Genomic DNA, 12,613 nt, shown 5'->3' with positions numbered 1-12,613 from the left:
CGTCACGTCAGGGCCGCGTCTGTCCGGCGCCGTGCACCCGATATTTGAACGAGGTCAGCTGTTCGACGCCGACCGGGCCGCGGGCATGCATCTTGCCGGTGGCAATGCCGATCTCCGCGCCCATGCCGAACTCGCCGCCATCGGCAAATTGGGTCGAGGCATTGTGCAGCAGGATCGCCGAATCGACTTCGGTGAAGAAGCGCGCGACGACATCGGGGTCCTCGGCGATCACCGCTTCGGTGTGGTTCGAGGAATATTTTTGGATATGGGCGATCGCGCCGGAGATGCCGTCGACGACGGCGACCGAGATGATCGCGTCGAGATATTCGGTCGACCAGTCCTCCTCGGTCGCAGGCTTCAGGCCGGGGGCGACCTTCAGCACCGTCGGCGAAGCGCGGACCTCGCAGCCGGCCGCGGTGAGAACCTCGAGCAGCGGCGTCAGATGCGTGCCGATCGCGGCACCATCGACGAGAAGGGTTTCGGCAGAGCCGCAGATACCGGTGCGGCGCATCTTGGCATTGACGACGATCTGCTTGGCCATCTCGATATCGGCCGAGCCATCGACATAGATATGGCAGAGGCCCTCGAGATGGGCGAAAACCGGCACGCGGGCCTCGCTCTGCACGCGGGCGACCAGGCTCTTGCCGCCGCGCGGCACGATGACGTCGATCGCTCCGTCCAGGCCGCGCAGCATGGCGCCGACGGCGGCGCGATCGGTGACGGGCACGAGCTGGATAGCATGCTCTGGAAGTCCGGCGGCCTTCAGACCCTCGACGAGGCAGGCATGGATCGCCTGCGATGAACGGCGCGAATCCGAACCGCAGCGCAGGATCACGGCATTGCCGGCCTTGAGGCAGAGGGCGCCGGCATCGGCCGTGACATTCGGCCGGCTTTCGAAAATGACGCCGATGACGCCCAGCGGTGTACGGACGCGCTCGATCTTCAACCCGTTCGGCCGGTCCCAGGCGGCGATGACTTCGCCGACCGGGTCGGCAAGGGCGGCAATGGCGCGGATTCCTTCGGCCATCTCGGCGACGCGTTTGTCGTTCAGCGTCAGCCGGTCGACGAAGGAGGCGAGCATGTCGCTGCCTTCGGTATCTTTCAAATCCTGGGCATTCTCGGCAAGGATCTCCGCCTGGTTGGCCAGGATCGCATCGGCCATGGCGTTCAGCGCCCTGTTCTTGACCTCGGTGGACGCAAAGCTCAGCGGTCGCGCGGCAGCCTTCGCCTTGCGGCCGATGTCGTTCATCAGCGCGTCAATGTCAGGGCTTAGCGCAACGGTATCAAGCATGGGCCGCGTCCTTCTTCTGCCTTTCCGATTTCTGTCTGATCTGGGCGGTCATCACCATGTCGTCGCGATGGACCATGGCGGCGCGGCCGGGATAACCGAGAATGGCCTCGATTTCGGCCGACTTGCGGCCGGCAATCCGGCGGGCATCCTCGGCATCGTAGCTGACAAGCCCGCGGGCGATCTCGCGACCTTCAGGGCCGACGATCGCCACCGTATCGCCGCGGCTGAACAGGCCGGAAACGCCGCGCACACCGGCCGGAAGCAGGCTCTTGCCGGCCCCGAGGGCGGTGACGGCGCCGTCATCGACACGCAGTTCGCCGGCCGGCTGCAGCTGTCCGGCGATCCAGGTCTTGCGGGCGGTGACCGGCGTGCCCGACGGCGCGAACCAGGAAGAGCGCGCGCCGCTTTCGATCGCCGACAGCGGGCTGTCGGTCTTGCCGGAGGCGATGATCATGGCGCAGCCCGATGTCGTGGCGATCTTGCCGGCATCGATCTTGGTGCGCATGCCGCCGCGCGAAAACTCCGAAGCCGCGCCGCCGGCCATCGCCTCGATCTCCGGGGTGATTTCGGAAATCGTCTCCAGGAACGTCGCGTTCTGATCGAGATGCGGCGGCGCGGTATAGAGGCCGTCGATATCGGAAAGAAGGACGAGCAGATCGGCGCCGGTCATCGTCGCGACGCGGGCGGCCAGGCGGTCGTTGTCGCCATAGCGGATTTCGCTGGTGGCGACCGTGTCGTTCTCGTTGATGATCGGCACGGCGCCGATTTTCAAAAGCTGATTGATGGTGGCGCGCGCATTGAGATAGCGGCGGCGCTCCTCGGTATCCCCGAGCGTCAGCAGGATCTGGCCGGCGACGATCTCGCCGTGCGACAGGCTTTCCGACCAGGCACGGGCCAGCGCGATCTGGCCGACGGCGGCGGCCGCCTGGCTTTCCTCCAGTTTCAGCGCGCCGGAGGGCAGGTCGAGCACCGAGCGGCCGAGCGCAATGGCGCCGGAGGAGACGACGAGCACGTCGATGCCCTTGGCCTTCAGCCCCGCAATGTCGGCGCACATGGCGTCGAGCCAGGCCTTTTTCAGCCCGGCCTTGCGATCGACCAGCAGGGCCGAGCCGATCTTGATGACGATGCGGCGGTAGCGGCCGAGCGGCTTACGGCTGGTCATCGGCCCCATCCTCGCCAAGGTCCTCAGCCTCGTCGGCGACAACAATGTCGCGATGGCGTTGCTTCGGCACCTTGGCCGGCTTTTCCTCAGCATTTTCTTCGACGATGATGTCGCGCAGCGCACGCAGCACCTCGGTCATACCCTTGCCGGTGACGGCGGAAATCTGGAACGGCGTCTTGCCGCAGGCCTTGGCCAATTCCTTCGTCTTCTTCTTCAGTTCGGCCTCGTCGAGCACGTCGATCTGCGACAGAGCGACGATCTCGGCCTTATCCGTCAGATCGTTGCCATAGGCTTCGAGCTCGTGCTTCACCGTCGTATAGGCTTTGCCGACCTTTTCCTCCTGGGCGGAGACGAGATGGAGCAGCACGCGGGTGCGCTCGACATGGCCGAGGAAACGGTCGCCGATGCCGACGCCTTCATGGGCGCCTTCGATCAGGCCCGGAATGTCGGCCAGGATGAATTCCCGCTCGTCGATGGTGGCGACGCCGAGATTGGGGTGCAGCGTGGTGAAGGGATAATTGGCGATCTTCGGCCGGGCGCGGGTGACCGATGCCAGGAAGGTCGACTTGCCGGCATTGGGCATGCCGACGAGGCCGGCATCGGCAATCAGCTTCAGCCGCAGCCAGAGGGTCTTTTCCTCGCCGGGCAGGCCGGGATTGGCCCAATCCGGCGCCTGGTTGGTCGAGGTCTTGAAATGAGCGTTGCCGAAGCCGCCGTTGCCGCCATGGGCAAGGCAATAACGCTGGCCTTCGACGGTGAGATCGCAGATTAGTGTTTCCCGGTCTTCCTCGAAGATCTGGGTTCCGACGGGTACCTTCAGCGTCACGTCGCTGCCGTTGGCGCCGGTGCGGTTCCTGCCCATGCCATGGGTGCCGATCGTCGCCTTGAAATGCTGCTGAAAACGGAAATCGATCAGCGTGTTGAGGCCGTTGACGGTCTCGACCCAGACATCGCCGCCACGGCCGCCATCGCCGCCGTCCGGCCCGCCGAACTCGATGAATTTCTCGCGCCGGAAGGAAACGCTGCCCCCGCCGCCGTCTCCGGATCGGATATAGACCTTTGCTTCGTCGAGAAATTTCATTTTACTTCCAGTATCCGGTGGCGGTTGGACGGCCCGTCTTGGCCCATTCGATATAGGCGGTTCCGACGGAGGTCAAAGATTATCGTGAATTTTGCGAGCTATAACATACAGTACGGCTTCGGTCTCGACGGCAGATACGATCTCGCGCGCATTGCCCGGAGCCTCGAGGGCGCCGATATCATCGCGCTGCAGGAGGTGACCCGCGGCTTCTCGCGCAACGGTTTCGCCGACATGGCGGCCGATCTTGCCGCCTTCTTTCCCGACCATTTCTGGGTGTATGGGCCGGCCTGCGACCTGCATGCCGAGCCTGCCGGAAACGGGCTCCCGCCGGTGCGGGGCACACGCTTCCAGTTCGGCAATATGGTGCTGTCGCGCTGGCCGATCCTTTCGACCCGGACGCTGCTTCTGCCGCGCAGCCGCACGATCGGCAAGATCAACCTGCAGCGCGGCGCCACCGAGGCGGTGATCGCGGCACCCGGCGGCGCAATCCGTTTCTACTCCGTCCATCTCGACCACGTCTCTCCCGACGAGCGCATCCGCCAGCTGCAATTCTTGAACGCGCATATCAATGCTTTCGTCCACGACGGCGGATCGCTGACGGGGGGCGGCGAATTCGATCTGCCGGAGCCGCCGCTGCCGGAGGATTACGTCGTCATGGGCGATTTCAACATGGAGCCGGAATCGCCGGAATATTGCGCACTTGCCGGCGCCGGCGGTGGATATTACGGCCGTGTCTCCAGGATCGGCACGCCGATCGACGCCTTTGCGGCGCTCGAAGCCTATGGCCCGGAGAGCTACAGCTGGATGAATCCCGAAGATCACGGCGAACGCATGCATCTCGATTATTGCTTCGTCAGTTGCGGCCTCGAGGGCCGGTTGCAATCCGCTCGGATCGATACGCAATCCGTCGGCTCCGATCATTTTCCGCTGTGGGTCGAGATCGGACATTGACGGAGACGCCGCCGGTCGTGTGGCGGCGTCTCCTTAGTGATTAAGCCACCTTCCGCGGCTGCAGCATGCCCGGCTGCAGCACGGTTTCGATGTGCGAGACCATGGTGTTGCGGGCGAAACAATAGATTTCGCCGCAACCGGTCATGCGGAAACCGAGCTTCTCCTGCAGCCGCAGCGAGGCCGGGTTGTCGGCGAAGACGCCGGAATGGATCGGCGTCTCCGGCATGCGGCGCGAGAAGCGCTCGATAATCCCAGCCACAGCCTCGCTCATATAGCCGCGCCGCCAGTAGTAGCGGTTCAGCCAATAGCCGAGGTGCCAGCGGCCGTGGCGCAGCTCGATCGAGACGTTGCCGATATGGACATCGTCCTTGCCGGTGATCGCCAACGGCCAGTCGGGCAGGGCGCCCGAGGTGACCGGGACCAGCCAGTCCAGCGCATCCTGCCGGTCGAACGGCGCGGGCACGCGGGACAGCATGCGCGTGACAGCGAAATCGGAAAGCGATTCCGCAATCGATGGCGCGTCGCTCAGCCTGTGGGGGCGGAGCGTCAGCCGGGCGGTCGAGATGACAGGCGCGGGGCCTGGCATCATCGGCCTGGTCTCCGGCCTTTGCAGCGCGGTCGTGCTCATGCGATGTTCCCCCAGCTTCTGAGCGACATCCAGGTCTTGCGGTCGAGCCTGTACCATTCCACCGGCACGTTGCTGCCGAGCGCCAGCGAGGCGGCGAGCCCCGATCCCTGGAACTGGAAGCCGCACTTCTGGATGACGCGGCGCGAGGCGACGTTCATCACCCGGCAACGGGCATCGATCTGATCGACATCCTGACGGGTCCTGAACACCATATCGACCAGGGCATGGCAGGCCTCGGTCGTATAACCCTTGTTCCAATAGGGCTCGCCCAGCCAGTAACCGATCTCGACGGTCCTGCCGTCGGCATGCGGCTCGACACCGCAGCAGCCGATAAAGGCGCCGTTTTCGGCTTTGGTGATTGCATAGACGCACTTGCCAATCTCGCCTTTTTTCGTGCGACGCACGAAGTCGGCAGCATCATCGGCGGTATAGGGGTGCGGCATACGCGATACCATGGTGGCGACTTTGGCGTTATTGGCGAGATGGGCAAGGGCGTCGATGTCTTCTTCGTGGGGCGCGCGCATGACGAGCCTTTCCGATAACAAGACAGGGCAATCGGTCCTTAACCGCTCCGGCCTCAGCCGTTCTTCGGAAGACACCTGGCCTTCCCGGGGCGACCGTGATTGGTCTACCCTTAACAATTCGCCTTGCATGTTCAGTCCTCCTGTTTGGACAAAGAAAAAGGGGAGATGGCGCCCCATCTCCCCTGTTTTCTAGACTGAACCTAATACGGCCAGCCGGGTCGATGAGACGCCGGCTGTTTTTGAGCGCTACCGGCTTATTCCGCTGCTTCCGCTTTCGGCATGACAGACACGTAGACGCGACCGTTGGCCTTGGTTCGGTAGTTCACATTGCCGGCGGTAAGCGCAAAAATCGTGTGATCCTTGCCGAGGCCGACGTTGGAACCCGGATGCCACTGCGTCCCGCGCTGACGCACGAGGATGTTGCCTGCGATGACGGCTTCGCCGCCGAACTTCTTCACGCCAAGGCGCTTGGATTCGGAATCGCGACCGTTGCGCGAGGAACCGCCAGCTTTTTTGTGTGCCATTGGAGTTCTCCTTTAAACCTTGTCCCGTTGATCTTACTTGGCAGCCACGATGTCCGTGATACGGACGACCGTGTGATGCTGACGATGGCCGCGCGAACGCTTCGAATTCTGACGGCGGCGCTTCTTGAAGGCGATGACCTTCTTGCCGCGGTTCTGTTCGACGACTTCTGCCTTGACAGAGGCGCCGGTAACGAAGGGCGCACCGATCGCAGCGTCGGCGCCTTCGCCGATCACGAGCACTTCGGTGAATTCAATGGAGTCGCCAGCGGTGGCTTCCAGCTTTTCGATGGTCAGCACGTCGTTGGCTGCCACACGGTACTGTTTACCGCCGGTCTTGATGACTGCGAACATTTTTTATCCTTTCATGTTCGTTCCAGCTCTCCCCGCTGATCAGCAGGGTGGCCGTCTTTTTATCAGTCGAAGTTAAGCAGGGATTTCAGAGGGCTGGCCTCGAGCTCTTCCTGCCGGTGAAACGCCCCACGCGAGCGCGGGACTGGCAAGGCACGGATTACTCCGAACCTATTGCGCAGCCGAGATACGCGAGTGACAAAAAAGTGTCAAGGCAAAAGGATGGAATGCTTCGACTTTTCGGCTTGCCAACCCGTCACAGGCTCGTTATGAGAACGCCCGCGCCGAACAAGCGCCGACCTGACCGCGGAGAGGTGGCAGAGTGGTCGAATGCACCGCACTCGAAATGCGGCATACCTGCAAGGGTATCGTGGGTTCAAATCCCACCCTCTCCGCCATAACATCCGCTATAAAACTGACTTGCCTTGTTTTTCGTCGCAAGCTTGGCGGTCACGCCGAGCCTCACCCTAGAGGCAAATCGCCCATAATGGTCGCCTTTGATCACGGAACCGTGATCGAGCGCCAATTTTCCGAAAACGCTCATTCGTCAGCGCCTTAGTAAAGCCTACCCTGGCTCACTTTGCGGTCAGCAAACGGCAGGCCAACTGTCGCGATCTCCACCGAACGGCGAACGTGTCAAATGCGATGAACCAGGCGCCACTTTGACCAGAGCCGTGATTTGCTCCCATGCAGGAGCATTGGCACTCGTGACCAACGGCGTTCCAGCAAGCCGGCGCGCAAATCTCATGTTCATGGTACGGCCGGACAACATAGACGCGGAGATATCGCTTCAGCGCCCGGATTACGAAATCATTGAACCAGGATTGCGGGACCTCCCATCGCTTTTCATTTGGGAGCCAGTCCGGGATCGACCGCTTACCCGCCCTTAGCCAAATTTTGTTATCGTCCGCATACGGCAACTTGACTTGAAGTTTCGAGCCCCTTCCCATGCGGATAGCTAACCGGAGTTCCGGTCTGTGTGAGTACCCACTGCAGCTTTGACGGGTCAGAGTCCATAGCGTCAACGTTCCGCTGAGTCTGGCTCCTGTGTCAAGTAAAGTACAACTGTTGTTTGCGCATATTCAAGCAAGCCGACTCAGTTTACAGTTGCGGTCGCGGGTTCATTCAGCGGGGCAGTAATGGCGCACAAATACGGTGGCCCATGGTCGGAAATCAAACTCGATGCCGTGGAGTATTACCTGCAGTGTTACAGCAAGGCGCTTACTCCGAAGAACATGGACATATGGTACATCGATGCCTATGCCGGTTCGGGCGATCGGGAAGCTGAACGGGAAGTCGGCGGCATATTGGAAGGGCGAGAGCTCGAAACGGTTGTAGAGGTCTTGGACGGTTCGGCACGGCGTGCGCTCAAGATAAATCCGCCTTTCAAGCATTTCGTCTTTATCGAAAAAGATCCTGTGCGTGCCAGACAATTGACCGCCGTCCGCAACGATTTTCCTAGCGTTGAGATTGAGGTGTTGAGGGGTGACGCAAACGAGGAACTGCGGAAGTTTATCGGCAAGGCGCCATGGACGCGCAAAGCCAAAAGCTTCTCGCGCGGCGTGGTGTTTCTTGATCCTTTTTCAATGCAGGTCGACTGGTCGACGCTCAAGGCGTTGGCCGAAACAGAATGTCTTGATGTCTGGTATTTCTTCAATGTGCAGGCGATCATTCGACAGCTCGCTCACGACATTGAAGGCGTCGGCAATAAGGAGAAAACGCTAGACCGCGTTCTAAGCCCCCGCTGGCGTGAGCTATACGCCATTCAGCCGGAAGAGCCATCTGGACAGGTGGATCTGTTTGGAAACCTTGCTGTCCCGTCGAAAGAACCGACTGCAAAGCGCACCATCTCCAAAGATCAAATCGATAAGTGGTTCAAGACGCTGCTCGAAAACGAATTCCCGTTCGTATCCGATCCGCTGCCGATTTTGACGCCGCACAGTGGACATACCTTTTCGCTGTTCCTGGCTGTGGCAAACAAGCATCCGAAGGCCACAGAGCTAGCCGAAAAGTTCGTGCGCTACGTCAATAAGCACTTTGCGCCAGGTTCGGCATCTCGTCGTAAGTCCGGCCATTGAGTTCGCGCCCTGTCGCCTTCTTGTTTTTGCCGCCCCACTGCTTGAAAAAGAAAGCCGTTCCGTGCGCGCGGCACATGCGCTCAATTTCATTGACCCATTCCGGATCCATATGCCGAGCCTGTGGCCCGGACTCGCCGCCAACGATTGCCCAATGAACTCCTGTTAGGTCGGCACCTTTGACTGATCCGATTAACGGTTCGAATGACGCAAAACGAATAGCAGCGGGAACTGTGCGAAGTTCATTCAACCGGTGCAAAACGCGGCTATCTTCGACACTTGTTCCAAGCCATACGTTCGGCAGCACCTTAAACTGCTTGCCAGGCAGGATCTCGGCCATTCGGTCGGGGCGCTTCGTCAGGATCTGGTAAGTATGCTGTGGGGTCGCCTCCATGATCTTCCACACGGCAGCGATGAAATCGGCCGGAACCTCTGTATGGAATAAGTCGGACATAGAGTTCACGAAGACGAGGCGCGGACGCGTCCATTTTGCCGGCACGTCGAGAGCTTTCCAGTCGAGCGTGATCTTACCAGTCCACTTCGCGCGGCCGCCGCTCTTGCGTGTCAGCCCCTTATATTTCTCTTGGCCCATCGCCTCCAGGCGCGCAGCCATTCGCATCGCGTAGCAGTTGGTACAGCCCGCCGTCAGGATGGTGCAGCCGGCCACCGGGTTCCATGTGGCGTCGGTCCATTCGATTGATGTCTCAGCCATAGGAGGCCTCCAAAACCGGAACGAATGTAACCATTAATTGAGATCTCATTAAGGATACGTTTCGCGGGGGCCGGGGTGCCTCAAGCAAATTTGCCTTATCAAGGTAAATTGTTGCAGGCGCCACTGCGCTCCGTGCCGGGGATCCGAGGCGTCAGTGTTTGCGATTTTAGCCCGCCGGCATAACTGGCGTCAGCTAACCAGCACCTTCTTCACCCAGGCCGCAACCTCATCACCGCCGCTCATATCCGCCTGCACCAGCCCGTCGATCATGAAGGTCGGCGAGACGTGGATGCCGTTTTGGCGGGCATAGTTGCAGTGCCGCTTGATCTCCCGGTCGAGATCCGGGATTGCGCAGGCGTCTTTTAGCGTTACACCGCTATAGCCTTCCAGGCGCTCGATGATCTGGTTCGGCGTCACATCCATATTCGCGCCGCCGGCGTGGTGATCGAATTCGAATTCCTCCCGATGCGCGGCGACGGCGGCTAAGACCTTCTTTGCCGTCTCCTTGCCGCCTTCCAGCGTCGAGGCTGCGATGATGCAGCGGACGATCAGGCCGGAATACATATGCCAGGATTGCGACTGCAGGCGGATCTTCACTGTGATCCTGTCCTCGCCGGCCTGATCGAGAAGAGCGTCCAGCTTGTTGAATGCTTTGGCCGAGTAGGGGTCCGTCGGCTCAAGGAAGGCTTCGAATATGTGTAGGCCATTGCCCCAGCTCAGGGGATCTGCGTGCCACGAAGTATCGGTCATAGCGATGTCCTTTCCGTTCGTGAATCGGGCATGCGGCTTAACGTATTAGGCTCCAGAAGCCATGCTTGTTTCCGTGTTGACGCTTCAGATCGTCGACGTAGGCGTCGTGAGGCCGGGCGTCGCCGAAATCGTCGATATGCGGCGCGAGCGCGGCGCATTCCGCCAGATGGCGCGCGGCATGCCTGTAGCGGCGGGATCGGCCGTTATCGAGGGCGAAGCCGATCATCGAGCGTAACAGGATTGTTGCCGCGAGTGGGTGTTTCTCCCGCAGCATTTCGGCGCCCGACGTCATCAGCTCGTAGAGGTCGCCGTCCAGTTCCGCCTGGCGCCTGGAGACGAGTTTCGCGGCCTCGGCGTGTGCGGGCCAGGCAAGGAAAAAGGCAAGGGCGCGATGAACATCCGAAAAACCGTGCGCGAAGGCGAATGCCTTCTCTTCGGCCTCGATGTCATCGAAGTCGGCGAGCTTTCGCAGGAAAGCGCGAAGGTGCTCGCCGTTCAGCGACTGCTCGAAGCATTGCCATCGATAGGCTTGGGCTTCCTCCCCCCGTCCGAGCGCTTCGAGCGTTTCGGCGCGGGCTTCCTGCCAATCAAAAGGCATTTCGAACCGGTGGTCGACGCCGTCCAAAATCCTCAATGCTTCCTCGGCGCGTCCAGCCAGGAGCAAGCGGTCGGAAATCGCGATCGCGACCATCGGCATCCTTAAGGTCTCTTCCGGCTGCTGGGCGATGAAGGCATCGGCATCATCCTGGGCATCGGCAATGTCCTGCAGAGCGATTCGCGCCGTCTGTTGCCGATGCCTGGCATAGATCTCGTTCAGGTAGGTCGTTCCGCCGCCGCCCCAGTCGAGAATTTTCCTGTCGGCGCCGGCGGGCTTCCCCTCCTCTTCATTCAACCATTGCACCAGGAGGCCCTTCAAACGGTCCAGACCGTCCTTGCCCAGCGCCGGAACCATCTCGGCGATCAGCGGGTCATATTGGCCGTGGTCGTTATCCTGCAAGGCAGCGAAAACCTTGTCGGCAAGGACATCGATACCGATCCCCGCGGAGCTGGCGATGACGCCGGCATCGGCGCATGCCTGATGGAACGTCTCGGTGAAGGCGATGTCGTTGCTGTTGGATCGGTGGAAAATCGAGTCGGCAACGGCAAGGAATTGCCAGATGAGATCGAACGCTTCCTTTGGATCGTCGGCGGCCACGACGGTGACGATCGCGGACCGCTGCGTTTCGAGGTCGGCGTTGACGGCTTTTACTTTATGCCATTCGATGACGCTCTGCGCACGTGCGATGCTGCCGAGGCGCTTGCGGATCTCACGCGCCACCTCGGTGCTGCCCTGATTGCCGGCCAGTTCCATGCGCAGACGCCGTTTATGGGCGGCGCTGCCGGTGCTGATCTCGATCAGCAGTTCGGCGAGACGCTGCGCACCGAGCGCTTCCAGGTTCTTCGTGTTGAGGGTCGTCTTTGCTGCCATAGGTCACCGCTGTCGTTTCGCGCCGACCCTAACCCGGTATTTAAATCAGTCCAAGGTGCCGAGCGAGGGGGGCGCAGATCTATCGCACCACGAATTCGTATGACTTTATCGGCGGTTAGTCTCGCCGAATCATGACCGTTAGCTAAAAACTAACGCTGCCTCGTAACGACTCCTAAAGCCGGTTTTGGCACCTTGTTGCCTGTCGAATATTTTTTCCAAATTTCTCGCTGGGGTTGATTATGAGTCATAATAAAGACGCCTGGGTCAGCCAGCGCGCCTATTCACTATGGGAATCGGAAGGCAGGCCGGATGGGCGTGGGGACAGCCATTGGGCGCAGGCGCTGAAGGAGTTCGAGCAGCTGGAGCTGACGAAGGCGTCGCCTGACGGAAACGATCTTATCGAGAAATTGAAAGCGGCCGGGCGGCTGATGCGGGTCTATGACGCGGCGGCCCCTGCCGTCGACAACGACCGGCTCAAGGCGGCGCGCTAGACCCCAATTTCCGGACAGCGAAATCGTCAGCGGCAGGCCAGACGGACGATCGGCCTTGTGGGCAGACGTCTTGCCACTTCGGCAAAACCGGCATCGAGAAATATCGAAAGCGTGCCCGGATAAAGCTCGCCGGTTCCCAAGGCGCGGCCCTGATCGACGGGATAGGCTTCGAGACATTCGGCCCCATTCTTGCTGGCAAATTCGACGGCCTGTTTCAAAAGCAAGCGAGACAGGCCCTGCCGGCGGAACGGCTTGCGCGTGATGAAGCAGTTGATCGACCAGACCGGCCTGTCATCGACGGGGGCAAAGGGTTTTGAGCGACGCAGCCGGTCGAAGACGGCGCGCGGCGCGACGCCGCACCATCCGGCTGGGTCGTTGCCGTGATAGCCGAGAATGCCCGGCGGGCGCGGCCCATCAAGCAGGTCTCGAAACCAGCTGCGGTTTCCCTCGCCCCATCCCGCCTTGAAATCGGCATTCGGCAGATACCAGTAGGCGCAGCGGCAATTCCTTCCGCCGCCGCAATCGTCGAAGACCATTTCGATATCGGTGAGGCGATCGGCGGTGGCGGGGACGAAAGAGAAGCGATCCGGCATGGGGGCAAGTTAGGG

The 12,613-nt window shown here is 60.9% G+C and carries 14 protein-coding genes and 1 tRNA gene; 4 read left to right on the top strand and 11 right to left on the bottom strand.

Translation table 11 applies throughout. From position 1 onward, the window contains the following. Nucleotides 1-7 precede the first annotated feature (7 nt). The 3 genes from ATY75_RS06760 to obgE are packed head-to-tail and all read right to left on the bottom strand — an operon-like array spanning nt 8 to nt 3,534. Nucleotides 8-1,291: a glutamate-5-semialdehyde dehydrogenase gene (locus tag ATY75_RS06760; RefSeq protein WP_088936938.1), complete on the bottom strand. Its 1,284-nt coding sequence runs from the start codon at nt 1,289-1,291 to the stop codon at nt 8-10. Next, the gene (gene proB / locus ATY75_RS06755) at nt 1,284-2,453 is read right to left on the bottom strand and encodes a glutamate 5-kinase (protein WP_088937015.1); all 1,170 of its coding nucleotides are present in this window, start codon (nt 2,451-2,453) and stop codon (nt 1,284-1,286) included. The genes ATY75_RS06760 and proB overlap by 8 nt, the downstream gene beginning before the upstream one ends. Then, entirely contained in the window at nt 2,440-3,534 is a 1,095-nt protein-coding gene (gene obgE / locus ATY75_RS06750; protein ID WP_088936937.1) for a GTPase ObgE, read from the bottom strand. The genes proB and obgE overlap by 14 nt, the downstream gene beginning before the upstream one ends. 84 nt (nt 3,535-3,618) lie before the next feature. Between obgE and ATY75_RS06745 the strand changes: the two genes are divergently transcribed. Next, nucleotides 3,619-4,485, top strand: a complete 867-nt coding sequence (locus ATY75_RS06745) for an endonuclease/exonuclease/phosphatase family protein (RefSeq protein ID WP_088936936.1) — start codon at nt 3,619-3,621, stop codon at nt 4,483-4,485. A 40-nt stretch (nt 4,486-4,525) separates the two neighbouring features. Here ATY75_RS06745 and ATY75_RS06740 read toward each other — a convergent pair whose 3' ends face one another. The 4 genes from ATY75_RS06740 to rplU form a co-directional block, all read right to left on the bottom strand. Further along, the gene (locus ATY75_RS06740) at nt 4,526-5,113 is read right to left on the bottom strand and encodes a GNAT family N-acetyltransferase (protein WP_064841150.1); all 588 of its coding nucleotides are present in this window, start codon (nt 5,111-5,113) and stop codon (nt 4,526-4,528) included. Further along, nucleotides 5,110-5,766, bottom strand: a complete 657-nt coding sequence (locus ATY75_RS06735; RefSeq protein ID WP_012559345.1) for a GNAT family protein — start codon at nt 5,764-5,766, stop codon at nt 5,110-5,112. The genes ATY75_RS06740 and ATY75_RS06735 overlap by 4 nt, the downstream gene beginning before the upstream one ends. Before the next feature lie 125 nt (nt 5,767-5,891). Next, on the bottom strand, nt 5,892-6,161 hold the full coding sequence (gene rpmA / locus ATY75_RS06730) for a 50S ribosomal protein L27 (protein WP_003567620.1): 270 nt from the start codon (nt 6,159-6,161) through the stop codon (nt 5,892-5,894). Between the two features lie 33 nt (nt 6,162-6,194). Further along, on the bottom strand, nt 6,195-6,512 hold the full coding sequence (gene rplU / locus ATY75_RS06725; RefSeq protein ID WP_003543907.1) for a 50S ribosomal protein L21: 318 nt from the start codon (nt 6,510-6,512) through the stop codon (nt 6,195-6,197). A gap of 305 nt (nt 6,513-6,817) precedes the next feature. On the opposite strand from rplU, the gene ATY75_RS06720 reads away from it, so the two are divergent. Together ATY75_RS06720 and tcmP are read left to right on the top strand one after the other, a co-directional pair. Next, nucleotides 6,818-6,907 (top strand) — tRNA-Ser (locus tag ATY75_RS06720). A 741-nt stretch (nt 6,908-7,648) separates the two neighbouring features. Further along, nucleotides 7,649-8,587: a three-Cys-motif partner protein TcmP gene (gene tcmP, locus ATY75_RS06710; protein WP_088936935.1), complete on the top strand. Its 939-nt coding sequence runs from the start codon at nt 7,649-7,651 to the stop codon at nt 8,585-8,587. On the opposite strand, the gene ATY75_RS06705 is transcribed toward tcmP, so the two are convergent. The 3 genes from ATY75_RS06705 to ATY75_RS06695 all read right to left on the bottom strand — a co-directional run bounded on the left by ATY75_RS06705 (nt 8,535) and on the right by ATY75_RS06695 (nt 11,514). Beyond that, nucleotides 8,535-9,296, bottom strand: a complete 762-nt coding sequence (locus tag ATY75_RS06705) for a DUF5131 family protein (RefSeq protein WP_088936934.1) — start codon at nt 9,294-9,296, stop codon at nt 8,535-8,537. The genes tcmP and ATY75_RS06705 overlap by 53 nt on opposite strands. Nucleotides 9,297-9,485: 189 nt before the next feature. Next, a complete protein-coding gene (locus tag ATY75_RS06700) occupies nt 9,486-10,046 on the bottom strand; it encodes a thioredoxin (RefSeq protein ID WP_088936933.1) in 561 nt (186 codons plus the stop codon). A gap of 37 nt (nt 10,047-10,083) precedes the next feature. Then, nucleotides 10,084-11,514, bottom strand: coding sequence for a DUF6880 family protein (locus ATY75_RS06695; RefSeq protein WP_088936932.1), 1,431 nt, complete (start codon nt 11,512-11,514; stop codon nt 10,084-10,086). A 239-nt stretch (nt 11,515-11,753) separates the two neighbouring features. Between ATY75_RS06695 and ATY75_RS06690 the strand changes: the two genes are divergently transcribed. Further along, nucleotides 11,754-12,005, top strand: a complete 252-nt coding sequence (locus ATY75_RS06690; protein ID WP_088936931.1) for a DUF2934 domain-containing protein — start codon at nt 11,754-11,756, stop codon at nt 12,003-12,005. A 26-nt stretch (nt 12,006-12,031) separates the two neighbouring features. Here the strand turns inward: ATY75_RS06690 and ATY75_RS06685 are convergent, their stop codons facing one another. After that, nucleotides 12,032-12,598: a GNAT family N-acetyltransferase gene (locus ATY75_RS06685; protein WP_088936930.1), complete on the bottom strand. Its 567-nt coding sequence runs from the start codon at nt 12,596-12,598 to the stop codon at nt 12,032-12,034. Nucleotides 12,599-12,613 lie beyond the last annotated feature (15 nt).

Origin of the sequence: Rhizobium sp. N122, assembly GCF_002211295.1 — a bacterium.
Taxonomy (GTDB): Bacteria; Pseudomonadota; Alphaproteobacteria; order Rhizobiales; family Rhizobiaceae; genus Rhizobium.
This window is presented reverse-complemented; position numbering and strand designations above follow the sequence as displayed.